Origin of the sequence: Microbulbifer sp. A4B17 (assembly GCF_003076275.1) — a bacterium.
Lineage (GTDB): Bacteria > Pseudomonadota > Gammaproteobacteria > Pseudomonadales > Cellvibrionaceae > Microbulbifer.
The window spans coordinates 485931-512480 of record NZ_CP029064.1 but is presented as its reverse complement, the minus strand read 5'-3'; the positions used below and the strand labels follow the sequence as shown (position 1 = coordinate 512480).

At 49.2% G+C, this 26550-nt stretch carries 26 protein-coding genes and 1 tRNA gene; 18 read left to right on the top strand and 9 right to left on the bottom strand.

Annotated elements, in window-relative coordinates:
* The 5 genes from BTJ40_RS02255 to BTJ40_RS02235 all read left to right on the top strand — a co-directional run bounded on the left by BTJ40_RS02255 (position 1) and on the right by BTJ40_RS02235 (position 5229).
* On the top strand, positions 1-1221 hold the full coding sequence (locus BTJ40_RS02255) for a multifunctional CCA addition/repair protein (RefSeq protein ID WP_108731593.1): 1221 nt from the start codon (positions 1-3) through the stop codon (positions 1219-1221).
* Complete coding sequence (locus BTJ40_RS02250) at positions 1205-1942, top strand: pteridine reductase (protein ID WP_192879372.1); 738 nt, start codon at positions 1205-1207, stop codon at positions 1940-1942. The genes BTJ40_RS02255 and BTJ40_RS02250 overlap by 17 nt, the downstream gene beginning before the upstream one ends.
* 99 nt (positions 1943-2041) lie before the next feature.
* A complete protein-coding gene (locus BTJ40_RS02245) occupies positions 2042-2737 on the top strand; it encodes a response regulator transcription factor (protein ID WP_108731592.1) in 696 nt (231 codons plus the stop codon).
* On the top strand, positions 2721-3968 hold the full coding sequence (locus tag BTJ40_RS02240) for a HAMP domain-containing sensor histidine kinase (protein ID WP_108731591.1): 1248 nt from the start codon (positions 2721-2723) through the stop codon (positions 3966-3968). Before BTJ40_RS02245 ends, BTJ40_RS02240 begins: the two co-directional genes overlap by 17 nt.
* 202 nt (positions 3969-4170) lie before the next feature.
* On the top strand, positions 4171-5229 hold the full coding sequence (locus BTJ40_RS02235) for a type 1 glutamine amidotransferase domain-containing protein (protein WP_108731590.1): 1059 nt from the start codon (positions 4171-4173) through the stop codon (positions 5227-5229).
* 21 nt (positions 5230-5250) lie between these two features.
* On the opposite strand, the gene BTJ40_RS02230 is transcribed toward BTJ40_RS02235, so the two are convergent.
* On the bottom strand, positions 5251-5712 hold the full coding sequence (locus BTJ40_RS02230; RefSeq protein WP_108731589.1) for a helix-turn-helix domain-containing protein: 462 nt from the start codon (positions 5710-5712) through the stop codon (positions 5251-5253).
* Positions 5713-5860: 148 nt separating this feature from the next.
* On the opposite strand from BTJ40_RS02230, the gene BTJ40_RS02225 reads away from it, so the two are divergent.
* On the top strand, positions 5861-6973 hold the full coding sequence (locus BTJ40_RS02225) for an NADH:flavin oxidoreductase (protein WP_108731588.1): 1113 nt from the start codon (positions 5861-5863) through the stop codon (positions 6971-6973).
* A 69-nt stretch (positions 6974-7042) separates the two neighbouring features.
* Here the strand turns inward: BTJ40_RS02225 and folK are convergent, their stop codons facing one another.
* From folK to tsaD, 3 genes are read right to left on the bottom strand one after another with little or no spacing between them, the layout of a single operon-like run.
* Positions 7043-7534 carry a 2-amino-4-hydroxy-6-hydroxymethyldihydropteridine diphosphokinase gene (folK, locus tag BTJ40_RS02220; protein WP_108731587.1) on the bottom strand — a complete coding sequence of 164 codons (492 nt, stop codon included), beginning with the start codon at positions 7532-7534 and terminating at the stop codon, positions 7043-7045.
* A 2-nt stretch (positions 7535-7536) separates the two neighbouring features.
* Positions 7537-7926: a dihydroneopterin aldolase gene (gene folB / locus BTJ40_RS02215; protein ID WP_108731586.1), complete on the bottom strand. Its 390-nt coding sequence runs from the start codon at positions 7924-7926 to the stop codon at positions 7537-7539.
* Positions 7927-7970: 44 nt separating this feature from the next.
* A complete protein-coding gene (gene tsaD, locus BTJ40_RS02210; protein ID WP_108731585.1) occupies positions 7971-9005 on the bottom strand; it encodes a tRNA (adenosine(37)-N6)-threonylcarbamoyltransferase complex transferase subunit TsaD in 1035 nt (344 codons plus the stop codon).
* Between the two features lie 173 nt (positions 9006-9178).
* Between tsaD and rpsU the strand changes: the two genes are divergently transcribed.
* From rpsU to BTJ40_RS02165, 9 genes are all read left to right on the top strand, one after another.
* Positions 9179-9394 (top strand): 30S ribosomal protein S21, encoded by a 216-nt coding sequence (gene rpsU, locus BTJ40_RS02205; RefSeq protein WP_020411530.1) that lies wholly within the window; start codon positions 9179-9181, stop codon positions 9392-9394.
* A 197-nt stretch (positions 9395-9591) separates the two neighbouring features.
* Positions 9592-10038, top strand: a complete 447-nt coding sequence (locus BTJ40_RS02200) for a GatB/YqeY domain-containing protein (RefSeq protein WP_108731584.1) — start codon at positions 9592-9594, stop codon at positions 10036-10038.
* 15 nt (positions 10039-10053) lie between these two features.
* Complete coding sequence (gene dnaG, locus BTJ40_RS02195) at positions 10054-12018, top strand: DNA primase (protein WP_108731583.1); 1965 nt, start codon at positions 10054-10056, stop codon at positions 12016-12018.
* A 196-nt stretch (positions 12019-12214) separates the two neighbouring features.
* The gene (gene rpoD / locus BTJ40_RS02190; RefSeq protein WP_108731582.1) at positions 12215-14086 is read left to right on the top strand and encodes an RNA polymerase sigma factor RpoD; all 1872 of its coding nucleotides are present in this window, start codon (positions 12215-12217) and stop codon (positions 14084-14086) included.
* A gap of 90 nt (positions 14087-14176) precedes the next feature.
* Complete coding sequence (locus BTJ40_RS02185; RefSeq protein WP_108731581.1) at positions 14177-14596, top strand: diacylglycerol kinase; 420 nt, start codon at positions 14177-14179, stop codon at positions 14594-14596.
* Between the two features lie 284 nt (positions 14597-14880).
* Positions 14881-14957: transfer RNA gene (locus BTJ40_RS02180), tRNA-Ile, on the top strand.
* A 259-nt stretch (positions 14958-15216) separates the two neighbouring features.
* On the top strand, positions 15217-15756 hold the full coding sequence (locus BTJ40_RS02175; RefSeq protein ID WP_108731580.1) for a hypothetical protein: 540 nt from the start codon (positions 15217-15219) through the stop codon (positions 15754-15756).
* On the top strand, positions 15740-15982 hold the full coding sequence (locus tag BTJ40_RS02170) for a hypothetical protein (RefSeq protein ID WP_108731579.1): 243 nt from the start codon (positions 15740-15742) through the stop codon (positions 15980-15982). Before BTJ40_RS02175 ends, BTJ40_RS02170 begins: the two co-directional genes overlap by 17 nt.
* A 382-nt stretch (positions 15983-16364) precedes the next feature.
* Positions 16365-17378 (top strand): NAD(P)-dependent alcohol dehydrogenase, encoded by a 1014-nt coding sequence (locus tag BTJ40_RS02165; RefSeq protein ID WP_108731578.1) that lies wholly within the window; start codon positions 16365-16367, stop codon positions 17376-17378.
* A gap of 58 nt (positions 17379-17436) precedes the next feature.
* On the opposite strand, the gene BTJ40_RS02160 is transcribed toward BTJ40_RS02165, so the two are convergent.
* Positions 17437-18381 carry a GlxA family transcriptional regulator gene (locus tag BTJ40_RS02160; RefSeq protein WP_108731577.1) on the bottom strand — a complete coding sequence of 315 codons (945 nt, stop codon included), beginning with the start codon at positions 18379-18381 and terminating at the stop codon, positions 17437-17439.
* A 508-nt stretch (positions 18382-18889) separates the two neighbouring features.
* Here BTJ40_RS02160 and BTJ40_RS02155 point away from each other — a divergent pair.
* Both BTJ40_RS02155 and BTJ40_RS02150 read left to right on the top strand, forming a co-directional pair.
* Complete coding sequence (locus BTJ40_RS02155) at positions 18890-19978, top strand: hypothetical protein (RefSeq protein ID WP_157953864.1); 1089 nt, start codon at positions 18890-18892, stop codon at positions 19976-19978.
* 128 nt (positions 19979-20106) lie between these two features.
* Positions 20107-20382 carry a hypothetical protein gene (locus tag BTJ40_RS02150; RefSeq protein WP_157953863.1) on the top strand — a complete coding sequence of 92 codons (276 nt, stop codon included), beginning with the start codon at positions 20107-20109 and terminating at the stop codon, positions 20380-20382.
* 63 nt (positions 20383-20445) lie between these two features.
* Here the strand turns inward: BTJ40_RS02150 and BTJ40_RS02145 are convergent, their stop codons facing one another.
* The 3 genes from BTJ40_RS02145 to pepB form a co-directional block, all read right to left on the bottom strand.
* Positions 20446-21081 carry a CARDB domain-containing protein gene (locus tag BTJ40_RS02145; RefSeq protein WP_238152105.1) on the bottom strand — a complete coding sequence of 212 codons (636 nt, stop codon included), beginning with the start codon at positions 21079-21081 and terminating at the stop codon, positions 20446-20448.
* A 764-nt stretch (positions 21082-21845) separates the two neighbouring features.
* Positions 21846-23000 carry a DUF3667 domain-containing protein gene (locus tag BTJ40_RS02135; RefSeq protein WP_108731572.1) on the bottom strand — a complete coding sequence of 385 codons (1155 nt, stop codon included), beginning with the start codon at positions 22998-23000 and terminating at the stop codon, positions 21846-21848.
* Positions 23001-23233: 233 nt separating this feature from the next.
* The gene (gene pepB / locus BTJ40_RS02130) at positions 23234-24523 is read right to left on the bottom strand and encodes an aminopeptidase PepB (RefSeq protein WP_108731571.1); all 1290 of its coding nucleotides are present in this window, start codon (positions 24521-24523) and stop codon (positions 23234-23236) included.
* A gap of 164 nt (positions 24524-24687) precedes the next feature.
* Between pepB and BTJ40_RS02125 the strand changes: the two genes are divergently transcribed.
* Positions 24688-26106, top strand: coding sequence for a hypothetical protein (locus tag BTJ40_RS02125; protein WP_108731570.1), 1419 nt, complete (start codon positions 24688-24690; stop codon positions 26104-26106).
* Positions 26107-26169: 63 nt separating this feature from the next.
* Here BTJ40_RS02125 and BTJ40_RS02120 read toward each other — a convergent pair whose 3' ends face one another.
* On the bottom strand, positions 26170-26535 hold the full coding sequence (locus BTJ40_RS02120) for a DUF393 domain-containing protein (RefSeq protein WP_108731569.1): 366 nt from the start codon (positions 26533-26535) through the stop codon (positions 26170-26172).
* Positions 26536-26550: the final 15 nt, after the last annotated feature.

Sequence of the window (26550 nt, the reverse complement as noted above, 5' to 3'; positions counted from 1 at the left end):
TTGAAGATCTACCTTGTCGGCGGCGCGGTCCGCGACAAACTTTTGAATCGCCCAGTCACCGAGCGCGACTGGGTAGTGGTTGGGGCAAGTGCAGGTAGCATGCAGGACCTGGGATATAGCCCCGTAGGCAAGGATTTCCCCGTGTTCCTCCACCCGGAAACCGGTGAAGAGTATGCCCTAGCCCGCACTGAAAGAAAGAGCGGCCACGGCTATGGCGGCTTTACCGTTAATGTCGATGCCGACATCACCCTGGAAGAAGACCTTCTGCGGCGAGACCTCACCATTAATGCCATTGCAGAAGACAATGACGGCAAGCTGATTGACCCCTATGGTGGGCAGAGAGATCTGGAGTCGCGACTTTTACGCCATGTTTCCCCCGCTTTTGCAGAGGATCCCTTAAGAGTACTCCGAGTGGCCCGCTTTGCCGCCCGCTACCACCATCTGGGCTTTACTGTTGCCCCTGAAACCAAGGCGCTTATGCACAAGATGGTGGAAGCCGGTGAGCTGGAATACCTTGTGGCCGAGAGAGTCTGGAAAGAGGTAAGCCGGGCGCTTACCGAGCCAGACCCCGATATTTTTATTCGGGTACTGCGAGACTGCGGTGCCCTCTCAGTACTTTTACCAGAGTTAGAGAATTTGTTTGGTGTTCCCCAGCCGCCCAAACACCACCCCGAAGTGGACACTGGAGAACACGTACTACTAGCCTTGCGCGCCGCGCCAGCGGAGCTCCCCTTGCGCTTTGCGGTACTGTTACATGACCTCGGCAAAGGGCTGACTCCCGAGGAGATTCTTCCCAGCCACCACGGCCACGAGGCCGCCGGCGTGCCCCTGGTAAAGGCCGTCTGTGAGCGCTGGCGTACCCCAAAAGACCTGACTGCACTAGCTCTCGGGGTCTGTGAATATCACCTGCATTGCCACAGGGCCTTCGAATTGCGCCCACAGACCATTATGAAAATGATCCGCAGTCTGGATGCCTTGCGACGTCCCGAGCGATTTGAAAACTTTCTTCGCGCCTGTGAGGCAGATGCCCGGGGTCGTGAGGGGCTGGAGAATCGAGATTATCCACAGGTGGACTTTTTACGCGCCGCTCGAGATGGGGCAGCGGCAGTAACTGCCGAGGAGTTGATTAAACAGGGCTACCAAGGTGCGAAACTCGGGCAAGCACTGGACCGGGAGCGCATCAAGGCAATCGCTAAAGCAAAGGATGACTACATTGCGTAATGTGTTGATTACCGGTGCCGCCGCACGCCTGGGTCGTGCTATTGCTGAAGAGCTACATAGAGATCACAGTGTTGTTATTCACTATCGCAATTCGGCTGATGCTGCCAAGGCCCTGGCAAACGAGCTGAACCAACTTCGCCCCAACTCTGCCATAGCGTTGCACAGTGAATTGAATAGCGCCGAAGCCTGTTCCAATCTGGCCCAGCGCGCACAAGAGGCCTGGGGCGGTATTGATGTTCTGGTCAACAATGCCTCAGCATTTCACCCCACACCTGTGGGAAAGGCGACCGAGGAGGACTGGGATCGGCTGGTAGGCAGCAACCTCAAAGCCCCCTTCTTTCTCACTCAGGCGCTGAAAGAAACACTCGGCCAACAACAGGGCTGCGTTGTTAATATGGCGGATATCCACGCAGAGCGCCCGATGCCCGAGCACACTATTTACTGCGCCGCCAAAGCCGGGCTGGTAATGCTGACAAAAAGCCTCGCTCTGGAGCTATCGCCCCAGATTCGGGTCAATGCAGTCGCCCCCGGTGCCATTCTTTGGCCGGAGCAAGAGGCAACTAACGAAGCCAAGAAAGCACAAATTACCCAGCGCATTCCTTTGGCCCGAACCGGTGACCCCAGCGATATCGCCAAGACCGTGCGCTTCCTTGTCTGTGATGCCCCCTATATCAACGGTCAGGTTATTGCCGTTGACGGCGGCCGCAACCTTAATATCTAGAGCAGTCCAACCAATAGTCCAACAACGGGGCTTCACTTCAATTTCACCGGCACTCTGTCAGAATGTTTTGTAACTTCCTCTGCCACAAGAGATTTGCCGGTGCGCTCACTGAAGATATTGTTGATTGAAGATAACCCCACTATCGCCCGCCAGCTTGCCGAATTCCTACATGCTGAGGGCTGGCAGATAGATTATGCCCACCGGGGTCGCCAGGGCTTACAGCTGGCCTTGGAACAAATCTTCGACCTGATCATTCTCGACCTGGGCCTGCCGGATATGGATGGCTTGGATGTTTGCGAAAAGATCAAGGCACAAGCGCCAGTTAACATGCCAATTCTGATGTTAACTGCCCGAGATGCTCTCGCAGATAAAGAACGCGGATTTGGTATCGGTGCCGATGACTACTTATGTAAGCCCTTCGAACCAAGGGAACTGATACTGAGATGCCGCGCCCTGGCACGTAGACACCAGCTGCATACCAGTGAAGAAATTAAGGTCGGTGATTTACAGATAAACCAGCGCCAGCAAACGGCCTACCGGGATAAACAACCTCTGCCCCTGACAACTATCGGTTTTCGCATTCTCACTATGCTCGCCCAGGCGTCGCCAGCACCAGTAAGCCGCTCGGCAATAATCCACCATATTTGGGGTGATGAACCCCCAGAAACAGACGCCTTAAAATCCCATATTTATAGTCTTCGCCAAACACTGGATAAGCCTTTCCAGGCCCCTATGTTGAAAACCATCACCAATCTCGGTTATCAGTTGGAAACTCCCAATGCGCGAAACCAGTAATTTACAGAGGAAGGTCTTCGCTATTTTTGGCAGTTTTACCCTGCTGCTATGCTTGGTGTTTTTTGCCATTTGTATGATGGTGGCCTATGTAGTTGAAGATCATTTACTCGATAACTTATTGGCCGGAGAAGTCCGCTACCTCGAACAGCAGGCAAGACTGACTAATACGACCCCAGAGCCACGCCTACCCTATTTAACGCTATACACTGAAAGCAAAATAATTCCGGCCGAACTGCGCACTGCCCTACCAAGCTATGCAGAAAAGGCTGAGTGGTTTAGTGATACTGAACATCACTTCCATTTACGCAGAGTACATTTTCCGGACAACCATTCCGCCGTTCTCGTAGCTGAAGTCAGTGAATTGCTCACTGTTACGCGACAATCTTCAAAACTTCTTTGGCTCTTTGCCAGCGCCTGTATCTTGACCCTACTCTTAGCCCTCTATTGTGCTTTTCGTATTTCCCGTAAAACCATCGCTCCTGTAGTAACCCTTGCTAAAGCAGTTCAGCAGCAGAGAAACTGCGATTCTCAAATTTCCCTGCCCTATAACAATGAACAAGATGAAATCGGTTATCTCGCAAGTACGTTGCAAGATACACTTAACCAGCTCAAGCTAACATTGCGCAGGGAAACTGAGTTTACCCGGGATACAAGCCATGAGTTGCGCACCGGGCTAACCATTCTGAAAAGCACACTGGCTCTCAGTCAAAATCGGGAAATGACTTTAGCTGAGAAAAATGAGCTATTAGAAACTGTTACCGGTATGGAAAAAACCGTTAAGACACTATTAGCCCTCGCCCGCTCTGAGTCTCTACAGTCGGAAGATATCCCATTGTGCGCTTTACTAGAGGAACGTCTTTTAGCTCAACACCAGTTAATTGTACAAAAGCATTTTAATGTTGATTTAAAGTTAGGGCACAAAGTCAGAGTCCTGGCCAATCGACACCTGCTAAGTCTGCTCTTCGACAACTTGATCAGCAATGCATTACAGCACGCTACCAGCCCTGAATTGGTTATTACCTATAAGGGGGACACACTCTTTTTTGAGAACGCCACAGACAACCAATTAGATCTTAAAACCTCCCTCTTACCCGGCCAAAAAAGGGAAGGCAGTGACGGCATTGGTCAAGGCCTTTTCCTGGCCAAGAGAATCTGTGAAGCCTTAAATTGGACCATCTCTATCCAATGTAAAAAAAATATTTATCAGTGCTCTCTATCTTTTACACAGTAGCGTTCTAAGATTCAAATTTTTACCGTATGCGCTCGAGATGCACAGTGAATCAGCATCCATACCTTATAAGATCTCAAGCGCAGCTTTTTCTTTCTTCCTAAATAGCAATTGCAATCTCACCTGAATTTCACCTTCCATCCCTTATTCTCCTACGAACTCACTAGAAGATTTCCCGTCTGCTACTGTAATTTTGGAGATTAATATGTTGAAGAAAATTGTTATTTCCCTGGCTCTGACTTTGTCCGTATTTTTTGGTTTTATTATTTGGGTTAAGGGCCTAATTCCACCCCAAGAGCAGGACTTTTCCACTACGACAGTAAGTGACCTGCCGTATTTACAACAATTACCCAGGGAAAGCCGAGGAAAAATCTTAGCTGTTGTCACCAGTACTGAAACGATGGGAGATAGTGGCAAGGCGACTGGTTATGAATTAACTGAACTGGCACGCCCCTATTACATCTTTTCAGCCAACGGATTTATTGTCGATATTGCCAGTCCCAAAGGCGGCAAACCGCCTGCGGTGATCGATAAAGATGATCTGGGGCCTTTCGACTATGCCTTTCTCAATGACCCGGAGGCACAACAAAAGGTCAACAACAGTATTCCTATCGATCAGGTTTCAGCAGAGGATTACCAGGCCGTATTTTTTGTCGGCGGTAAAGGCACCATGTTCGATTTCCCCGACAATCCCCATATCCAGTCCCTGGTGCGGGAAATCTATAACAGCGGCAAAATTATCGGAGCGGTATGCCACGGGCCAGCAGCCCTTGCCAATGTCACCCTGGATAATGGCAAGCCCTTAATCGCCGATCGGCAGATCAGTGCTTTTACTAACGAAGAGGAGCTTTTTCTTATCCCTGACGCCGAGCAACGATTTCCATTCCTGCTTGAGGATCGCTTACGTGAGCAAGGCGCGTTTTTTCAGGCTGGGCCCACTTACCTGGAACAAGTCAGCGTGGATGGCCAGCTTATTACCGGGCAAAACCCCTGGTCCACCTGGCTGGCGGCTGAGAGTATGGTAAGCGCGATGGGGTATACCCCTGTTCCTCGCCAAATCACTCCGGCGGAGCAGACCGTCAAATTACTACTCACTTATGAGCAGCGCGGCTTTACCGAGGCCACAGAGAAATTACATAAGCTTCAGGAGAAAGGGGAAATAGACCAGCGCCTACTGGCCATGCATGGCGTTGTCTCTGTTATGCGCTGGGAGCCGGGCAGGGCCCTGGACATAATCAGACTGCTGTCCAAGAGCCAGGATTGATAGAGCCCCTCAAAAAGCCAGCTAGCCAGCCTGCTCTAGGGGCTGGCCATTTTCATCCACAAATAATACATCGCGAATACTGAGTTTTTGTCCCTGGGCATTCTGCACAGCAACTTCGGAGATAGGCTCACCACTGTTTTTATCGACTAGGTGCATCCCATCTTTATTGCCGTTCCAGCGCAGATTCCATTGGCGCAGGGCGATTACCACCGTAAACAGGTCCCGGCCTTTTTCCGTTAAGCGGTACTCATAGCGAGTGCCGTGTTCACCCGCATCAAAGCGCACCAGCACTTCGTTTTCCACCAAACGGGATAACCGATCCACAAGGATATTTTTGGCGATTCCCAGGTTTCTTTGGAAATCCACAAAACGGCGGGTACCAAGCATCGCCTGCTTAATTATCAGCAGGGACCACCAGTCCCCCACCTCATTCAGGGCGCAAGCCAGGGAGCAATCAAGATCATCAAAGCGTTTACGTGACATACCCCTAGTATACCGGCAAAAGAGTTGCAATACGAAACCAGATATTGAACTCAACCTTAAAATAAGGTCTTATAACGCAACCGTTTTAATTGTGACCTAGTGGGACCAGTGAGTCCCAGTGTTGAATCGAGCAATTCAGGAGAAAAATATGAGTGGTTCCCTGGACAACCTACTGCGTCCTTTCGAGCATAAATCCCTACAGCTGCGCAACCGGGTCGCAATGGCCCCCATGACCCGCACCATGTCACCGGGCTATTCAGCCAATGACCAAGTGGCCGGCTATTACCGCCGCCGAGCTGAAGGTGAAGTGGGACTAATTATTACCGAAGGCACCTTCGTTAATCATAAAGCCGCAAACGGCTACGAGAATGTTCCGGCAATCTACGGTGAGGCCGCTCTCGCCGGCTGGAAAAAAGTGGTAGACGAAGTACACGCTGCCGGTGGCCAGATTATCCCGCAGTTATGGCACGTAGGCTCCGTGCGCAAAGAGGGCATAGGCCCGGATAAATCAGTGCCCGGCTACTCCCCCTCAGGCCTGTTCAAACCCGGCAAGCCCAATGGCCAGGCGATGAGCAAAGAGGACATCCAGGAAGTTGTACAAGCTTTTGCAGACGCGGCGAAAGCAGCCAAGGAAATTGGATTTGACGGCGTAGAGATTCACGGCGCCCACGGCTATCTGATCGACCAGTTTTTCTGGGAAGGTACCAACCAACGTGATGACGAGTACGGTGGCTCCATCGAAAATCGCACCCGCTTTGCAGTGGAAATTATCAAAGCGGTACGTGAAGCCGTAGACGAAGATTTCGCCATAGTGCTGCGCTACTCCCAATGGAAGCAGCAGGATTACGAAGCCAAGTTGGCGCAAAACCCGGAAGAACTGAAACGCTTCCTGACACCGCTGGTTGAAGCCGGTGTTGATATTTTCCACGCCTCTACAAGACGCTTCTGGGTGCCAGAATTTGAGGGTTCTGATCTCAACCTGGCAGGCTGGACCAAGGAATTGACTGGAAAACCGGTAATTTCTGTCGGCAGTGTCGGCCTTGACGATGATTTTATCGGCGGCAATAACCAGGGCATGGGCGGTACTGCCAATCCTACCGATTTAGGCGAACTGACCCGCCGTATGGACAACCAGGAGTTCGACCTGATTGCCGTTGGCCGCGCGCTATTACAAGACCCACACTGGTTCGCCAAGGTGCGTGAAGATCGCCCGGAGGAAATCACTCCGTTCACCAAAGAAGCGCTAATGAGCCTAAGTTAATTATTCCTAAAAAAAAAGCAGCCTCAAAGGGCTGCTTTTTTATCTGCATTTTTTAAAAAATTATTGGAATCACGGCCAAATAAATTCTACCGGCCACAATTTTTGTGAAGCCTGGTCGTACTCATTCCACAGCTGACGGTAAGTCTTCTGCTCGACCGGATGCAATATTTCCGGTGCAATCTCTGCCAGAGGCTGTAAAACAAAGGCATTTTTTACAATCTCACCTCTAGGCAATTTTACCCCGTCGACAGTTCCTGTCAGGTGATCATAGGTGAGAATATCAATATCCAGAGTTCGTGCACTGAACTTGGGACCGGAACGCAGGCGGCCGTTGGCATCTTCAATACCGCGCAGACACAGGGCCAGCTGCCCTACCGGCAGGTCAGTTTGCAGCCCCACCACCAGGTTGTAAAAGTTATCGCCCTGAAAACCTACCGCTTCACTTTCGAAGACCCGGGACACCTGTAATTCGCCAAACCGCCCGGCCAGGGCATTCAGCGCTGCGCGGATATATTGCGCACGATTGATATTACTGCCGAGGCTGAGATACACCTGAGCCACGTTTACACTCCCGCAGACATCGCTGCTGCACCTTTTGCCGGCCTCTCGCCGCGCTCAATAATGACACCCACATCCCTGGACCCTCTGACCGCACCCGGCTTGGACAACCGCAGTCGCAGCCAGCTTACAGAAAATTCTTCCCTGACAATTGCCGCAGCCTGCTCTGCCATGGTCTCCACCAACAGAAACTCACTGCTTTCAATAAAAGCGATCAAGCGCTTGGCCACCGCTTTATAGTTAAGTGTGTACTCAATATTGTCTGTGCGCGCCGCCTCACTAATATCGAAGGCCATCTCCAAATCGAGACTGACCATCTGGCGCACTTCCCGCTCCCAATCGTAAATACCAATAATGGTATTCACCTTTAAATCCCGTATATAAACAATATCCATTTATCGGCTCTTTTCTTTTTAATGCCAGGCTATCCCTGGGATTTTTAAAGTTCGGTCTTGGGCAATTCTGTCATAGGCCAGCGCGGACGCACATCTACCGCAAGGCTCGTCTGCTCCCCTGCTTTTAAACGTAAACTACCGGCGTAGGCGATCATGGCGCCGTTATCAGTGCAGAATTCATGGCGCGGATAGTAGACGCTGGCCTTATCCTTTCGCAGGCTCGTTTCCAAACGCTCACGCAATAATTTATTTGCGGAAACTCCACCGGCAATCACCAGGGTTTTATAGCCAGAAGCCTTAATAGCGCGACGACATTTAATCACCAGGGTGTCCACTACCGCCTCCTGGAAAGCCGCGGCAATATCTGCGCAAGTCTGCTCGTCCGGCAAACCATCCTCAAGGGCGTGTTTACGCACCGTCGTCAGGGTGAAGGTTTTAAGGCCTGAAAAACTGAAATCCAACCCCGGTCGATCAGTCATAGGACGCGGGAAAGTAAAACGTTTGGGGTCTCCTTTTTCCGCCAGGGCAGCCAAACGCGGGCCACCGGGATAATCCAGGTCGAGCATTTTGGCGGCCTTATCAAAGGCCTCGCCGGCAGCGTCATCCAGGGATTCACCCATCAATTCGTAATCGCCGAGCCCCCGCACCTCCACCAGCTGGGTGTGTCCGCCGGAAACCAGCAGGGCCACAAAAGGAAAGGCGGGCGGATTATCCTCCAGCATTGGGGCCAGCAGGTGGCCTTCCATATGGTGCACCGCCACCGCCGGGATATCCCAGCCATAGGCCAGTGCACGGGCCGCGCAGGCCCCGACCATCAGCGCTCCCACCAGACCGGGGCCCGCGGTATAGGCGATGCCATTGAGGTCTGAAGGGCTGGTCTCGGCCTTCTTCATTACCTGTCGAATCAGCGGCAAGAGTTTGCGCACATGATCGCGGCTCGCCAGCTCGGGGACTACACCGCCATAATCGGCATGCAGGTCCACTTGACTGAACAGGGCATGGCTGAGCAAACCGGACTCAGAATCGTAAATAGCGACGCCAGTTTCATCGCAGGAAGTTTCTATACCAAGGACGCGCACTTGATCTCATTCTCGTGACTACTTCGAGGGGCGGTTATCATACTGGAAAATGGGGTTGCGATCCCGTATAGGAGTGTTTAGAATTTGCGCCCTCGCTGTGAACCGGCCACCGGATGCAACTGCGAGAGCATTGCCGGAATGGCCGAGAGAAACGAATTTTAACAGGTATCCTAATGCCCTCTGTACGAATCAAAGACAACGAACCTTTCGATATCGCCCTGCGCCGTTTCAAGCGCTCCTGTGAAAAAGCAGGCGTACTGTCTGAAGTACGTCGTCGCGAGTTCTACGAGAAGCCCACCGCTGTTCGTAAGCGCAAAGCTGCTGCCGCTGTAAAGCGTCACGCTAAAAAGCTTCAGCGCGAAAACCGCAAGTTCCAGCGTCTCTACTAAGAGCCGCAGGCTGCATAAGCCTGTCGCAGCGAGGCGGCCGGACGGGCTTAGCCCGTAGCGGAGCTATAAAGAACGGCGTGCGAGCCATACTCGCGCGCCGTTTTTCGTTTGGGCTAACGCATTTCCCCCGCCCAGCAGACAAGCTATCCTAAGCCCCTGATCCAAAATTCATTGCCAACAATCCCGGAACACTCATTATGAGCACTCTCAAGGAAACCCTGACCCAAGCCACTAAAGACGCAATGAAAGCGCGAGACAAAGAGCGCCTGGCCACCCTGCGCCTGATCAACGCCGAGATAAAACGCGTTGAAGTCGACGAGCGCATCGACCTGGATGACGCCCGCATCCTCGCCCTGCTGGACAAAATGACCAAGCAGCGCCGCGACTCCATTACCCAGTACGAGAAAGCTGGCCGGGCTGAACTGGCAGCAGTAGAGCAGGCTGAAATTGAAGTTATCCAGGAATTCCTGCCGAAGCAGCTGAGCGAAGCAGAGATCACCGATATCGTTGCCTCCGCCGTCAAAGACACCGGTGCCAACAGCATGGCGGATATGGGCAAAGTCATCGCCCAGGTTAAACCCCAGGTGCAAGGCCGTGCAGATATGGGCGCGGTGAGCAAACTGGTGAAGGCCCAACTGGCCTAAGCTGAGCGAATCCCCATGGCCGGCAAGATACCCCAGCACTTTATTGACGATCTGCTCGCAAGGGCAGATATCGTCGAGCTGGTGGACAGCCGGGTCAAGCTCCGTAAAACAGGCAAAAACTACTCTGCCTGCTGCCCCTTCCACGACGAGAAAACCCCATCGTTTACCGTGAGTGCGGACAAGCAGTTTTATTACTGCTTCGGCTGCGGCGCCAATGGCAATGCCATCGGCTTCCTCATGGAGTACGATCGTCTGCCGTTCCCAGAAGCGGTGGAAAAACTCGCGGCCACCCGTGGACTGGAAGTTCCCAGGGAACAACTGGCACCGGGGCAAGAAAAGCGCCAGCGGGAGAGTCAATCTCTCTACCAGCTCACAGAGAAAGCCGCCGACTACTACCGTGAACAACTGCGTAACCACCCCGCCGCAGGCAATGCGGTGGCCTACTTGCGCAATCGCGGCCTCTCCGGTGAGATTGCCCGGGACTTTGGTATCGGCCTTGCGCCCCCGGGCTGGGACAACCTGCTCAATGCATTAGCCGATACCCCCGAGAAAGCGGATCAACTGGAACTGGCAGGCCTGGCCATTCGCCGCCAGGACAGTGATGGCAACACCAAGCCCAACGCGCGCCATCACTACGACCGCTTCCGCAACCGTATTATTTTCCCGATCCGCGACCAGCGCGGGCGCGCCATCGCCTTTGGCGGGCGGGTACTGGGCGACGACAAACCCAAGTACCTGAACTCCCCGGAAACCCCGATTTTCCACAAGAGCCGCGAACTCTACGGCCTGTGGGAAGCACGCCAGACCAACCGCAATTTAGAACGCCTAATTGTGGTTGAAGGCTATATGGATGTGGTGGCCCTGGCCCAGTTCGATATCCGCTGCGCCGTCGCCACCCTGGGCACCGCTTGTGGCGAAGACCATATCCAACTCGCCTTCCGCCATACCTCGGAACTACTGTTTTGCTTTGACGGCGACCGCGCCGGCCGCGCCGCCGCCCGCCGCGCTCTGGAGTCGGCCCTGCCGCAGATGCAGGACGGACGCAGCCTGCGCTTCCTGCTACTGCCGGAAGGCGAGGACCCGGACACCCTGGTACGCCAACTGGGCGGTGAACGTTTCCAGCAGCTAATTAAGGAGCAATCCCTACCGCTGGAAGATTTTCTCTTCGACCTGCTGAGCGAAGATATCAACCTGCAGACCATGGACGGCCGCGCGCGCCTGTCCAAACTCGCCGCCCCCCTACTGGACCTGCTGCCCGATGGCGTCTACCGCCAGCTGATGTTCCAACAACTGGCCTCACGCACCGGGCTCGACAAGGAAACCCTGCAAGAGGTTATCCGCACAGAAAAAGCTCGCGCGCCGCAACAGCCCCACCCGCAACCTACAGCTGCACCGGGAGAGCCAAACCAAGCACCCTCCCTTCACGAAGAGCTGGAGCACCGCACACCGCCGGAACCCTGGCAGCGCGACAGCAACTTCAGCGAAAGTGCAGGACCGAGTTACAACAGTCCGCGCCGCCAGAGCCAATATCTCCTGCCGCCAGAGCGCATGCTGATCGCCCTGCTATTGCACCACCCGGAGCTGGCGGCACAAATCGAAAATCCACAGCAATTCCCCATCGACGGCAATGCAGACCTGGCATTGTTTATCCAGCTGGTAGAGCTGTACAAAAGCCGACCCCAATTAAATTTCTATCAATTGATCGGCCACTGGCGTGCACACCACAGCGCAGAATCTTGCGATACCCTGGCCAAGCTCGCTATTTCTCCACTGGTATCGGTCGCGCGGCAACTCGCCCAGGATGACAGCAACCTGGAATACGATCCGCACACCGAATTTAACGACTGTCTGCTGCGCCTGAAACAAGCTGCAGACAAACAGCGCAACCGCGATTTACTCGATCAACTCAAGAACAGCGCCCAGTTGAGCCCCGAAGAACAACTGGCTCTATTAGCCAATTGGCGAAAAAAGCAGAATTAATAAGCGCCAACCCCTTGAAAACTGCGGGCTCAGCACTATATTCACTCACCCCCGCCGGGCGGGATCGGGAACCCCAGCACCCTAAACATCGCACCTACGCCGTTACTTGACAGCTAGAGTGGTTATTGCTAGTGCAAATACGCTATAATCCCGCGTCTTTGTCCCGTATTTTCATTCCCAGAATTCAGGGTTGTGCATGACCGACAAAACCCAGCAACAGTCCCGCATTAAGGAACTGATCGCCCGCGGTAAAGAGCAGGGCTATCTGACCTATGCCGAGGTAAATGACCACCTACCGGAAGATATTTCCGATCCCGATCAGGTGGAAGACATTATTGGCATGATCAATGACATGGGCATCAAGGTGTTTGAAACCGCACCGGATGCCGAAGAGTTGTTGATGGCTGAAGGCGACAGCTCCGCTGATGAAATCGCCGCAGCCGAAGCTGCCGCTGCCCTGGCAGCCGTAGAGTCCGACGTAGGCCGAACCACCGATCCAGTACGCATGTATATGCGCGAAATGGGCACCGTAGAGCTGCTCACGCGCGAAGGCGAGATCGCCATTGCCAAGCGTATCGAAGAGGGCCTGCGCGAACTGATGGCCGCCCTGGCCTACTGGCCGGGTGCAGTGCAGCAGATCATCGATGAGTACGCTCTAATCGAGAAAGAAGAGCGCCGCATCCCCGATATTATCTCCGGTTGGCTCGACCCCGCCGACGAGGTTCCGCCCGGAGCCCAGGCCGGCCAAGCCGCCGCCGCTGCCAGCGCGCCGGAGTCATCAGAGTCCGATGACGACGCTGAAAGCGACGATAACGAAGACGACGACAGCAGCGACGAGGAAGAGGAAGCTACCGGCGGTATCGACCCCGAAGAGCTCGCCGAGCGCATGAACGCGCTGATCGCCGCACAAAAAGCTGCCGACGAAGCCATCGCCGCCCACGGTCGCGATTCCAAAGAAGCTGGCCAGGCCCTAGAAGCCGTTGGCGATGTATTCCGCTTCTTTAAACTGGCTCCCCGTCAGTTCGACCCGCTGTACGGCGAAGTTCGCTACGTACTCGATAGCGTGCGCGAGCAAGAGCGCGTGGTTATGGCCATGTGTATCAAACGCGCCCGCATGCCGCGCAAGACCTTTATCAAGGAATTCCCCGGCAACGAGACCAATGATGATTGGATTCCCGCAATCATCAAGAAAAAGCGCGATTACTCCGATGCCCTGCGCCACGTCGTAGACGAAGTTGTTCGCGCCCAGCGCAAACTGGCTCAGTTCCAGGAGCGCGCTAAGCTGGACGTAGGCCAGATCAAAGAGATCAACCGCCGCATGTCCATTGGTGAGGCCCGTTCACGCCGCGCCAAGAAAGAGATGGTCGAAGCCAACCTGCGTCTGGTTATCTCTATCGCCAAGAAGTACACCAACCGCGGCCTGCAATTCCTGGACCTGATCCAGGAGGGCAATATCGGCTTGATGAAGGCTGTGGATAAGTTCGAATACCGCCGCGGTTACAAGTTCTCCACTTATGCCACCTGGTGGATTCGCCAGGCCATTACCCGTTCTATTGCGGACCAGGCCCGTACCATCCGTATCCCGGTACATATGATTGAGACTATTAATAAGCTCAACCGTATCAGCCGCCAGATGCTGCAGGAAATGGGTCGCGAGCCCACTCCAGAAGAACTGGGCGAGCGCATGGAAATGCCGGAAGACAAGGTGCGCAAAGTCCTCAAGATCGCCAAAGAGCCGATCTCCATGGAGACGCCTATCGGCGACGACGAAGACTCCCACCTGGGTGACTTTATCGAGGACCAAAACCAATCCTCGCCGGTGGATACCGCCACACAAACTGGCCTGCACGACGCTACCCGCTCTGTGCTCTCCGGCCTCACCGCCCGTGAAGCCAAGGTACTGCGTATGCGTTTCGGTATTGATATGAATACCGACCACACACTGGAAGAGGTGGGCAAACAGTTTGACGTAACCCGCGAGCGTATCCGTCAGATCGAAGCGAAAGCACTACGCAAACTGCGACACCCCTCCAGGTCGGAGCATTTACGCAGCTTCCTCGACGAGTAAGCGCTAGACTAAAGCCCGGTTCAACCGGGCTTTTTTTTGTGACATAAAGATGACCTTCCCCCGCAGGCTTTGGGAAAGCAGGAGAAAAGCATGCAAGATGAAATGGCAAATAAGCAGGAAAAATCTGAAGAGCTTGCCAACAAGCCCGGCAAGAAAGGGGTTGCTCGCCTACTGGCTGCCACTAGCTACTCCAGCCAGGGGCTCGTCGCTGCATGGCGCAATGAGGAGGCTTTCCGCCAGGAAGTCATTGGTATATGCCTGCTAGTCCCATTCGCACTCTGGGCCGGGGAGACACCTACTGAGCGCGCCATATTGATAGCAGCCGTGATGTTTGTCCTCCCGATCGAACTTATCAACAGTGCTATTGAGGCGACCGTGGACCGTATCGGCCCCGAGAAACACCCACTGGCCAAGATCGCCAAAGATACAGGTTCCGCCGCCGTTGCCGTCGCCCTCTTCGCTGCATTCCTGGTTTGGTGCTGTATCCTTATCCCCAAGCTGCCGATTTAAATACTTTAGTATGAGATTTTGGTCTCCATTTCGCATAAGCAAGACATTTGTACCAATTACAACCTCTAATTAATACTATCGAACCAATTAAGGTGTTTGGCAACCTTCGCAAGGTGGGCGTCTATTCCATAAAGGTCAGTTGTTGGCGAAAGCTTGAGCAACAGGGAAAGAAGATTTCTAGAATTTGCCCATATCGGCTTTGAGTGCTAACAAAGGCATTGATTTGCAAGGGAAAATCTTGTACTTTTCCCAACCGCTTGCAACGATCCTCGCAAGCAATGTGTGGGCCCTTAGCTCAGTTGGTTAGAGCATCCGACTCATAATCGGCAGGTCCTGGGTTCGAGTCCCGGAGGGCCCACCATTTTTCATCAACTAAATGTTGATTAGCCTTACTAATCTTCTCAAGTTAACTTAACTCCCGATTTTAACCAACGATTGACCTGTCGTTTATTCCCTCTCTGGTATTATCAATTTATCAACCTCTTCGCTTTGGCAAATGATATAGATTGTAATTTCCCTCACTTTACTCGTTAAAATGGTAGAAGGATAATGTAGATCTTCAGCCTTAAACGAAAGTATACAAACTACTTTCCTGCAGCCAACAGACAAAGGAATTAACTTTGAAGGAACAAAAAATTAGGGACGGCAATGTAAAGACTTTTTTTGCCAAAATTGACGCTTTAGAAAGAATTTACGACAGTGAAAAAGACTTATCATTGTTCTTATGGCGAGCTTCACGTACTGATCAACCCTGTGAAAACCCCCTCTACCCAGACTTTACTCGCAGAGAAATAAGGAGTGGGGAATTCAGACCCGCCGATGTTACGGTAGAAAATCAAAATGGCGTAGACTTTATTATTCCTAAAGTTTATCAAAAAAACTCCTCAAGTATGTGGAAAGCCCAGGGTACATCTTTATTTAATAAACCAAACACATTCAAAGGGAAAAAATGGGAATATATTGAGATCCCAAAAGGCACAAAAATTCCATTAGGCATCCTTATCATTCAAGATGACTACAATGGCGCATTTGATGCTATTCATTATTCCATAGTTCCAGACCGCCCAATGTCAGTACAAAACTTTAAACTGTTGCTCAACCAATTAATGATTAACATTGAAAAACAGAGAAGTAAAATTAAAAATGCCAGTTATCGATAATGAAACTCTACTTGCTTCCTTACAGGCAGTCTTTAAAACTGTAAACCATTATAAAGCGCTACTTGATTCTGAAACGCTGAGGGACCCGGAGAACGTTTCAGAGTTGCTATTTTTCTACAACGAAGCTTTAGAAGCGTTAAAGGGTGTATATGAAGAAGAGGTAAGTAAAGGGGAGGACCTCCCTCCACTTCAAGCAATTATCAACCCCACCAAAAAAACCTATTAATACTTACCTTCCAAGTGGGTAATATACTGAAGGCCTAGTGATAGCTTTCATTATATCACCCCATCTTTTATTTAAGAGCATTCTTAAGTTTAACGAAACTCAATATACTTTTGAACCATCTGAGAATCAGCCCCAACTTTCTATAAATTTCAAAATTAACACATAGTCATATCTCAATACACATGACTATAATTCTGTAAAATTAATCGTGTTAATATTTTTGAGCAACGATTTCTTCAAATTAGTGTTATCTAGCGAACCCAATTTAGTAGTCAAAGGGCGTATTTTTTTCAATTAAATTTATCACTTTCCATATCTGTCAAGCATACTAAAAATATTTGATCCCTAAAGGGTTAATGAATTAAGAAAAGGAAGGAAAACCATGAAGGCATTGACGCTAAAAACACCAGGCGGACTAGAAAACATTTCGGTTAGCGACATCCCTGCCCCGGGAGCACCCGGCCCAAACCAAATCCGTGTTGCAATTAAAGCCTCCTCCCTCAACTTCCATGATCTTTTGGTTGCTAATGGCAGTATTCCCACAGAAGACGGCCGTATTCTAATGTCTGATGGCGGCGGTATCGTGGATGCAGTTGGTGATGGAGTTACCGATTTTCAGGTTGGCGATTCTGTTGTGTCGTGCTTTTTCCCACAGTGGCCAGCAGGTGCACCTATGGCTTCCGTAGGTAACTTTGCCAATACGCCTGGTGACGGTATCGATGGGATGGCTGCTGAATTTGTTGTGCGCGATCAAAGCGCTTTTACCCTTGCCCCAAAAGGCTGGAGCCACGCTCAGGCGGCAACCATTACTACCGCAGGCCTTACTGCTTGGCGGGCGTTGGTAGTAGACGGCAAGGTAAAGCCTGGCGACACAATATTGACTCTAGGTACTGGCGGAGTATCTATTACGGTAATTCAGATTGCCAAAATACTCGGGGCCAAAGTCATTGTTACTTCTTCTTCCGATGAGAAACTGGAACGCGCTAAAAAATTAGGCGCCGATCATGGCGTCAACTATCGCACCCATACACAGTGGTCAAAAAAGGTTATGGAGCTGACGGAAGGCAAAGGTGCGGACCATATTATTGAGCTCGGTGGCCCCGGTACACTAGAGCAATCGATCCATTCAGTCAGAGTTGGCGGCCATATTTCATTGATTGGTGTTTTAACGGGCCGCTCGGGAGAAGTGCCCACAGCACTGTTGATGGCCAAGCAGGCCCGGTTACAGGGCTTGATCGTTGGAAGCCGTAGGGATCAACGGGAATATGTCACCGCATTGGAAGCCAACCAGATACAGCCAGTGATTGATAAGACTTACCCTATGGAGGAACTGGCTGCGGCATTTGAGTACCAGGCCAGCGGGTCGCACTTTGGCAAGATCTGCGTCGAGTGGTAATGGAGTAGCTCTCAATCTCGCCGCACTCTTAAAGCTAAGACATTTGTGAGAGCGCGGCTTAACGATTCCTACTGAAATATGAGGGGGACACACCAAATTGGCCATAAAAAGCCCGGCGAAAGCTATCATAGCTTGCAAACCCCACCTGCCGAGCTACTTGAACAAGGCTTGCTGATTCACAGGTGATTAAATCCCGCGCCCGGTTTAAACGGAGTTGGTTTAGATAATGTCCGGGGGTGCTATTAAGATGTTGTTTGAACAAGCGAGTTAACTGGCGATCGCTGACAGAAATACGTTCCGCCATATCGGAAACGCTGATTGATTTCTGGTAATTCTCCGACAGCCACTCCAATAGAGGATTGAGCCTCATACTGTCGCTGGATTGCACTTTAAGCAGATCAGAGTACTGTGACTGCCCTCCCCTGCGCTGAAGATAAACGACCAGATCTTTAGCCACGCTGGCCGCAATAGTATTGCCATAATCCTGGCGAATCACTTCCAAGGCCAAGTCGACTCCAGATAGAATTCCCGCTGAAGACCACAGTTTTCCGCTTTCAATAAACAGGGGATCCTGCTCAACCTGATAATTGGTTGCCTGTTCGGCAAGCTGCCGGCAATGCCGCCAGTGAGTGGTAATACGGTGCTTTTGTTCCGGAAATATATCTGTTAGTAAGAATGCACCTGTACAGATACTCAAGACACGCTCTGCTTTGTCTGCGATTGCACGCAGCGCATTCAGCTGTTTAGGGCTTAAGTGCAGCTGCCGCATCCCAATACCACCAGTAATGACCAGGTAATCAATCTCTGTCTCCTGATAAATATCAAAATCCACGGATAGGGCTTGGCCGTACGCAGTTTTAACTGGTGCGTTAGTTAAACCTATCAAACGACTTGTATAGGCTTCACTAACGAAACTATTAGTCTCCATAAAGGCATCCAATGGCCCAAAAAGGTCTAACGCCTGGAATCCATCTGCAACAAAAAAACCTATCTTCTTGGTCATAGCATCTCCTCCACATTGGGAATTGTACTCCAACGGATATGTCTGCTAGGACACATTTACGACATAAAACGACATTAGTGCTTCACCTGAACTAGTTCAACATAGAACTACCTCCATGAAAGTGAACCACCCCATACTCATAAGGCTGACAGAAAATTAGCTAGTCAGTCCAAATCCCACAGCAATTAAAACTCTACCGTTCAGCTGTTCAATATTTGGAAGGTTCGTATTATCTAAACCGTTTGTACCAAATTGGTCAGCTCTTATCCTAAGTAGGAATTTTTACTTAATAAAAAATAATCTTTAAGAAAGTACTCAATATGCAAATGAACCAACTATGATGCCGATCAAGTAATAAAAATTAATTTAGAGTTAACCTTCAGTTTTATTCACCAAACAAACTGCAATTGTATTTTGCACCCACACCAAGTTTCCACTCTATAAAAAAACTTATTACTCCAAAAGTACCAATACCTAAAGCACAAGAAATACAGTAAGGATGTATTAAATGGCGTTGCAGAAGTCCCCCGGACAAAAAAGAAAATCGATGGTACGTACAGTATGTATTTTAGTTTTCCTTATTCTGACTTACTTTCTGTCAAACTATTACTCTCGTGCCAACAATGAATCATTAAGTTGGGTCGAAAATCACCAAACTCTAGATGCTGAAGTAGTAGTGTTAAGAGAGGAGGAAGTAGAGTACCGGGGCCGCAAAGGTAAAAAGCGCTATCGTACAAATTACTATATTGACTACCAGTTTAACTATGAAGATGAGGACTTTGAATCCTCCGCAGAGGTTTCAAAAGTAATTTATAGTCAATATGAACAAGGTCAACCTATCGAAGTATGGTTTCCAGAGGGCGACATCTACGGGCATGTATTGGCGCAAAATGCTCAAAGAGATGTCGAAAGCAACACACCTATAGGAAACCTGATTCAAGCAGCACCTATCACTATAGGTATCTGCCTCGTCATATATTGGATTTTAAGCTTCTTGTTTGTAAGGGAATCAAAAAAAGCACTACCCGAGGGCTTTTATACTGAGACGTCCTGGCTTGATATCGATGATAACTACCTCGTCGCCTTAGAAGGAGATGAACTCGTCTATTTTGATATCCCGAAAAAACAGGCTTTAACTGCTCAATCCGCCTATCAAGCGGGGAAATCCCCTGAAGAAATATATCATTTGTGTAAACCTGATACCGCAGCACGAATCCCTCTCAATGAAATAAGTTCACTTAGCAGTGACCACAATTCAGATGTAATAACTATCAAGCACGGGGATAAAACCCATTCTGTTGAGTTCTTAAATCAAACAGTAAAAGCGCACGCATTAGAACGTATCGAGAAACAACTACCTGAAACAATGGATTATCAGCATATTCAGCGGTCTCGTTTGCAAGCCACTCTACCGTCACTTGTGATAGCAATACTGTTAATAGGCCTTATCTACTGGTTTGACTCATTTATTTTCCGTGCGATAGTTGGTTTTATTGGGCTAACCTCTGTGGCCCCGAACCTTTTGTCCAAATTAATTAGTCCGACAGAGACACGCCTCTGGGAGAAAGTCGAAGAAACCTCTGTAGAACACGCATAGTGCAGAAGATGGCCAGCTTCGGCTGGCCGCTTTAATAGAGCTATCTGTTGCTCATAATCAAGCTCAGCTATACTGTCCCCAGAATAAACATAACGTCGGTCTGAAGACCCATTGGGATAGCAGAGATTATGAACTTCTCTTCATTAGCTTTTGCCATGCTCACCACAGCTACTACTCCTAATAGTTGCACAGATGGTATCGCTTTACTTCGCGGTGTAACAGCCATTGTCGCTGAATACCCTTGGCTGAGTGCAGATAAAAAAGATTATATAGTCCGAGACTATCCACGAATGTATCTTGTGCTGCCTAAAATACCAGGGGAGCAAACAGTCGGTAGTGAACAGCCTAATGCTGCTGTGAATAAAGAGAACTGCAAGGTTATCAATGTATTTCTTTCGAGCTAATCTTATTTAATATCTCAAAGCTCCCTACGACTTAGTTCCGGGAGCTATCCCCCTTTCTACTACCTACCCCTGCTCGGCATAAGTCAGTGTATTGTTATTTTCGTTACACTCATCGACGAGATTGGTAAAGTCAGCAGTTACCTCTAAAACCGCATCCGGATCAAAAACCCAGTAGCCCAAAGTAAATACGATACTTACAGTACCACCTGCTGGAATTGCAGGCGTCGCCTGTACATCGTTGGCTAGTGTATCAGGGTCTAACAGGCGAGCCTGGCTGATTGGCGCTGCCAGAGCACCTATATTAGTGATATCGACCACGATAATGGATTGCCCGGTTCCAGGATTCCAGATCGGATCATAGATTTGACTCACTATCAGGTCAGGTTTATTACATACACACAGACACATATAATGATCATCTTCTTTGACACCATAAGGGGTTCCGGCATAGCAAACCGGCTTATCGTCAAACTGATTGCCATAGAGCCAGTGAGATAATGGGTCATTGACAGGCTTCTCGATTATTTCAGGATCGCGAGTTACCTTACAAACACTGGTAGATTCAAAATCGTCTATCAAGTCGGTAGCAACCTCTGACTCAGGCACTCCTCCAACCCAAATTGCGCAAGTCCGACGACACGTCAGTGGGCCCTGCCCTTGCCAATAATTTGGAAACCAACCCGCTTCATAGTTTTGCATACTTAAATCTTGAATTGGATCTGCATAACTGATAACCATCAAAAAACAAGTAGTAACTGCTGTAATTATACGAAAAAGCAATTTATACATAACACCCTCCTTTGAATTTATAAATATATATTGAATTTGCCCAAGATAATGCACTTTTACAGTTAAAATAGAGCTTATGGGCAGGGCGATTGTATGCAGACTTTACTGCAGGTCTACCAAGACGGATAAATAATGGCGGGCATTTTATTACGGTGCGATAAATTTAATAATAAACAAAATATTACCATCTTATAAATTTCTAAAAATAATTAGAACTACTAACACAAGCTCCTAATGGTTATTAACATCGAAAGGCTGAAGGTGGCTAAAAGAATTTGTAAGTAGAATAACTATTTACCTGTAATTAGGTCAGGCTAAAAAATACGGCCATCATTGGGCCGAACAGAATCAGCAGCAGGTAAAGTAAGTATAACAAAGCGTATTTAACATTGGCTAATAGCCAACCAACATAACAAATAACTTTACCGGGCTTACAAACCGAGCTCACCTTCCCGACAGGTATTCCAAAGTGAGAAACCCTGGAAATAACAATAAAACCGGTTCTGAACTGAGTAACAGATATAAAAGTTTGCAATACAATATTCTGAATATAGGTAGTGCTGCGAATAAACTCTTTATCTTGATTAGGTTAGAGTCCAAACAACATAGTTTCTCCGATAACAACCATTAAACGCTTATGCGCTTAATGGTTAAAATCCTATTAGGGTATATCCTTATAACTCCGCCAAACTCCAAAATACAGTAAGAGCCGCACCAACAGATAACAAGATTAAATAGGCTAAACCTAAAACAGAATACTTAAACAAGGTTATGATCCACCCCTGCTGATATACGCGCTTTTGCATCCAGAAAAGATATACAGGCACCCAAAGAATTAATAGTGCCATCAGGCTATCAAGAAATGAGGATATAAATGCGTATCCTTCCAGTTGACTACTAATACTATAAAACAGGTTGCCTATAAGAATACTCAGGCAAATAAAGGCCTGGCTGTGAAGCGCTACAATCAGGTGCTCCATATAAAGTCTTCGTTTAAAAATGTAGAGCATCCACAGCATCATGGCAAATATTGGCAGCATGACTATAAGAGTTGACGGAAGAGCTCCCAGGAATGCTTTTTTAAAGCGATTTGGGTCGTCGGTCACTCTTTCTACATTTTTATGGGCATTCTCTACTTTGCTGTTAATCCAATCTTCTACTGGATTCGGAAGCCACTCAATTTGCAGGAACTCTTTATCTATCTCACTAATAGTCTCATTCAAGCCTGAAGCCAGTTGCTCTTTAGAGAGATTTTCGGATCCACCCTGTTCTCCATCAATCTTGTTTAAGCTTTCATTTAGCTCATGTAATTCACCAGTAAGGCTAGCTTGTCCGCTAATCAGGTCTTTCTCAACATCTTCCAAGATAGCAACAGCATAACTATTGTCAGCGTGCTTTTCTTTGCCTTTTCGAATATTTTCAATAGCATCGTTGTAACCTTTGCCAGCTTCTTCAACATCTACTGCTTTAGCTTTTTCATTTCCAAAATTAATAGCCCAATCACTGTTTATCTGAGTTAGAAAGAAGCTGGTAATACATAGAAAGATAAACAAACGTACAGGGCTGACATAACGTACCCGTCGACCAGAAAAATATTCAGCGGTTAGAAACCCGGGCTTAAAGAACAGTGAAGGCACTGTTTTCCATGTACGAGAATCAAAAGCCAGTAAAGTATCAAAAAAGTCCCCAATCACTGAAGAGAAATGGCGAACCATGCCTTTAACCGGCTGACCACAGGCATAACAATGCGGTCCCAACAACTCTGTATGGCAATTGGCACAATGGTTTTGATTAACATCTGTATTATTTGTAGAGGTTGCAGTGCTCATTACCAATCACCGAATCACTGATAATCTGATCTGCCTGGCGAACACTTCCAGGCCCAAGTACCTGCTAACGAACCAGAATCGAAATACCTCAATTAGCAGAGCGTTACTAATATCCCGGTTTCCAGCTGGAATACAATTTTTTTAATGACTTACAGGTACTAGGGACGGGGTAAAAGAAACGCGCCTACCAGTTAGGCACGTTTTGTATGGTATTTGGCATTAATTACCGGTTGCTAATTATCCATAAGGAAGCGAGCAATAGTACGCAAACCGTGCCCCTTAGCACCCGGGGCCCACTGATCGTTGCCACTGGGCTGGTAAGAACCGGACAGATCCATATGCACCCAATTGCGACCTTCATCCCGTACAAAGCGCGCCAGGAAGGAGGCTGCCGTAGATGCACCAGGACTTCCCTCAATACCAACATTGGCGATATCGGCAAAGTTAGACGGGGTTTGTTCAAGATGGAAACGCTCTAACGGCAGTCGCCACGCTTTTTCATTTTCCTCAGCGGCTGCTGACAATACCTTTTGGGCTGCTTCATTTTCAAAACTAAAGATAGAGTTGAAATCCCGACCTACAGCCATCTTTGCTGCGCCAGTAAGAGTAGCGGCATCCAGTAACCAGCGGGGCTCTTCTTCCGAGGCCGCAATCAAGCCATCAGCCAATACCAATCGCCCTTCAGCATCGGTATTCAATATCTCTACGCTCACGCCATTCTTATATTCAATAATATCACCCAGTTTAAAGGCGTGACCGGAAATCAGGTTTTCTGCACAGCACAGATAGACCTTAACCCGCTTGGTCAGGCCTCTGGAAATGGCAAGTGCCAAGCCCCCGGTTACCATAGCGGCGCCACCCATATCAGATTTCATCGTCGCCATATTGCTGGAAGGCTTAATACTGTAACCACCGGAATCAAATGTAATCCCTTTACCTACCAAACACATATCTACCGGTGCTTGGTCATCACCTGTAGGGTTAAAGTCCAGCTGTAACATCACCGGCTCGCGCACACTGCCGCGCCCAACATTGTGGATGCCTACAAACCCTTCACGCAACAGGTCATCCCCGGCGACTATTCGGTAAGTTACTGAATTAGGGGCCAACTTCTGCAACATTTCTGCAGCGCTCTCGGCCAATACACGCGGAGACACATCATCGGGCGTACCGTTAGTAATTTCACGAACCCAGCGGCTGGCATTTTCACGGGCAGCAAGTTCTTTCAACTCGGCACTGTCTTCAGTACCCCAGTCAATTTTATTGGGCTTACGAGGATTAAAAAAACCTGCCCAAAATGCCCAACGGCTCTCAAGGTCCCAGGTTTCTCCTTTGAGGACAACCTCATTGATCCCCATCCCTTCGAGCTTGCGAGCAGCTTTCTGCGCTGCAACCAACGCAGCGCCTTTTACAGCGCTAATATGAATAATGGCGGAGCTACCATCAAAGCTCAGTAACGCTGATTCTCCCCAGGGTTCTGGCGCCGAGCCCTCCACCAAATAAACATGCATAGCCTTTGTCATACAACACCTATTTTGAAACTTGTGTACCAATTTTATCGGTAAATCTCCTGCATTCTAACAGGACATTAAAAATACTTGATGATTGCACCGCCACCCAGTCGACAGATAAACTGTGACATAGGACAAAAATAATTTTTCGCAAAGAAAATAGTAGGGAATAATGAATGGCTGAATCCTGCCACTATCACACCAGTAAAAATGCATCTTGGCAGTGCCAACCTTGTAACCGCCAATACTGTAGTGAATGTATCCCCGGTTCCAGTGCCAATTATCACGGGCAGGGTCCAGACTGTCCCCTTTGTCGCGAACATCTGGAATATATTGGAGCCAGCAATAGCGCCAAGCCTTTTTGGCAAATGGGGCTTTTTTATTTTCTCTACGCTTTTAAGCCTGGCCCATTAACAGTTATGGGTATAGCTGCTGCGGGTAGCTTAGCTATTAGCTCAATGGGCCTGATCAGTATTATCGCCTTGGTGACAATTGTCGCAGTAGTATCCAGATACAATCTTTTAGTTATCGAAAAGCTGGCTGGGGGTCAAATGGAGGCTCCGCCGTTAACCGATGCATTGGATGGCAATGGTGCAATACTTCTTATCAAGGTTATTGCCATGACTTTAATTGCCGGCTTTGTAGGCTTCAAGCTGATACAGTTCACCGAAAGCGAAAATATCTTCCTGCTTTACACGATCGCCCTTTCCCTTTTAGCGCCAGCTGCAATGATCGTATTAGCCGTGACGCACAGTTTAAGATCAGCTATCAATCCTCTTAAGTTGCTGGAATTTACCCTGATTATAGGCTGGCCTTACTGGTTGCTATGGATTATCACCGGCATGATTTCCTCTGCTCCCACTGTCTTAATGGCCATCGTTGCCGAAAAGCTCCCTTCTTGGGCGATTATGCCAACAGCCGCAGCTGTTACCTCTTATTTCTATGTAGTCTCAAGTGCCATCATGGGCTACATCTGCCTGACCCGGCAACAAAAACTGGGAATAACAGCGTCGCAAGAGGAGGATGAAAATTACCTGGAGGAAAATGACTTCCTGTGCCAGCGGGCCCGGGCAGAAGCGCAAATATTTTTGCGTGAGGGAGATTACCAAGGGGCTCGCCAAGCTTTGGTAGATGGGCTGCGCCGCTTCCCCAATGATGAAACATTAAACGAACGCTACTACCGTCTGTTGCTGGCAACTGAGGATAAAAAAGCCCTGCAGGAATTGGGGCCACATCTGTTGGAAAAATTTGTACAGATTAATCGTGTGTACAAAGCCGCTGAGCTTTACTTAGCTACAGAGCCCGCTCCACCAGTGCATAAACCCGAAGTTCGTCATGCACTGGCCAAGGTGCTATATCAACAACACAAGTACCAATTTGCTGCGCAGTTGTTAAATAACCTGCACAAAGAGCCCTATCCCCACCTCGATGCTGCCTATCTGTTATTGGCACAAGTGTATATGGATGGACTGGGGCGAGAAGATTTGGCAAAAAAACTCTTGCACTTTATCCGGCAAAAATTCCCGGAAAGTGCTTTGCGCTCCGAAATAGATACCCTATGGAAAGTACTAAGCAGCACCACCAAAGCACGTTGAATAACTACCAGGGATAGCTGCCATGGCAGTTACCTTGAATAATTCATCTTAATTCCTTATCTGCTACCAGTGCTTTAAAGCCCGATTCCACAGATACAGCCCACGCGCAAAAACATTATAGAGTTTATTCAAACACCATCTCAGGCCAGGCAGCTTCGAAACCCTGGCCTTCCATTGCTCATTTGGAGAATTCTCCCAGATTGTAATAAATGCCTCGTATCCCACTTTCAGGTTCCCATCCTTATCCACTACATGCAACCGCTCACGTATAAACTCTAATTCAGCATTCAGCTGCTTGGCTTTATCCTGATCAACATGAACATCTTCCCAATCCACTTTGCAGGACGCAGTTTTTTTCTTCTGTGCTGAGATACCCGCTTTGCAAACCGGGCAGGCAGAATTATAGAAGACGCGGATTTTCTCAGGCATAAGCTAAGAACTCCT

What these genes read in the sequence shown, in the direction of transcription:
- rpoD (WP_108731582.1), top strand. Translation starts at nt 12,215, where the DNA reads ATGACCGACAAAACCCAGCAACAGTCCCGCATTAAGGAACTGATCGCC.
- BTJ40_RS02225 (WP_108731588.1), top strand. Translation starts at nt 5,861, where the DNA reads ATGAGTGGTTCCCTGGACAACCTACTGCGTCCTTTCGAGCATAAATCC.
- BTJ40_RS02235 (WP_108731590.1), top strand. Translation starts at nt 4,171, where the DNA reads ATGTTGAAGAAAATTGTTATTTCCCTGGCTCTGACTTTGTCCGTATTT.
- BTJ40_RS02200 (WP_108731584.1), top strand. Translation starts at nt 9,592, where the DNA reads ATGAGCACTCTCAAGGAAACCCTGACCCAAGCCACTAAAGACGCAATG.
- BTJ40_RS02155 (WP_157953864.1), top strand. Translation starts at nt 18,890, where the DNA reads ATGGCGTTGCAGAAGTCCCCCGGACAAAAAAGAAAATCGATGGTACGT.
- BTJ40_RS02250 (WP_192879372.1), top strand. Translation starts at nt 1,205, where the DNA reads ATGACTACATTGCGTAATGTGTTGATTACCGGTGCCGCCGCACGCCTG.
- rpsU (WP_020411530.1), top strand. Translation starts at nt 9,179, where the DNA reads ATGCCCTCTGTACGAATCAAAGACAACGAACCTTTCGATATCGCCCTG.
- BTJ40_RS02125 (WP_108731570.1), top strand. Translation starts at nt 24,688, where the DNA reads ATGGCTGAATCCTGCCACTATCACACCAGTAAAAATGCATCTTGGCAG.
- BTJ40_RS02165 (WP_108731578.1), top strand. Translation starts at nt 16,365, where the DNA reads ATGAAGGCATTGACGCTAAAAACACCAGGCGGACTAGAAAACATTTCG.
- BTJ40_RS02160 (WP_108731577.1), bottom strand. Translation starts at nt 18,381, where the DNA reads ATGACCAAGAAGATAGGTTTTTTTGTTGCAGATGGATTCCAGGCGTTA.
- BTJ40_RS02230 (WP_108731589.1), bottom strand. Translation starts at nt 5,712, where the DNA reads ATGTCACGTAAACGCTTTGATGATCTTGATTGCTCCCTGGCTTGCGCC.
- BTJ40_RS02120 (WP_108731569.1), bottom strand. Translation starts at nt 26,535, where the DNA reads ATGCCTGAGAAAATCCGCGTCTTCTATAATTCTGCCTGCCCGGTTTGC.
- BTJ40_RS02135 (WP_108731572.1), bottom strand. Translation starts at nt 23,000, where the DNA reads ATGAGCACTGCAACCTCTACAAATAATACAGATGTTAATCAAAACCAT.
- BTJ40_RS02240 (WP_108731591.1), top strand. Translation starts at nt 2,721, where the DNA reads ATGCGCGAAACCAGTAATTTACAGAGGAAGGTCTTCGCTATTTTTGGC.
- BTJ40_RS02170 (WP_108731579.1), top strand. Translation starts at nt 15,740, where the DNA reads ATGCCAGTTATCGATAATGAAACTCTACTTGCTTCCTTACAGGCAGTC.
- dnaG (WP_108731583.1), top strand. Translation starts at nt 10,054, where the DNA reads ATGGCCGGCAAGATACCCCAGCACTTTATTGACGATCTGCTCGCAAGG.
- BTJ40_RS02185 (WP_108731581.1), top strand. Translation starts at nt 14,177, where the DNA reads ATGCAAGATGAAATGGCAAATAAGCAGGAAAAATCTGAAGAGCTTGCC.
- BTJ40_RS02150 (WP_157953863.1), top strand. Translation starts at nt 20,107, where the DNA reads ATGAACTTCTCTTCATTAGCTTTTGCCATGCTCACCACAGCTACTACT.
- BTJ40_RS02145 (WP_238152105.1), bottom strand. Translation starts at nt 21,081, where the DNA reads ATGCAAAACTATGAAGCGGGTTGGTTTCCAAATTATTGGCAAGGGCAG.
- pepB (WP_108731571.1), bottom strand. Translation starts at nt 24,523, where the DNA reads ATGACAAAGGCTATGCATGTTTATTTGGTGGAGGGCTCGGCGCCAGAA.
- folB (WP_108731586.1), bottom strand. Translation starts at nt 7,926, where the DNA reads ATGGATATTGTTTATATACGGGATTTAAAGGTGAATACCATTATTGGT.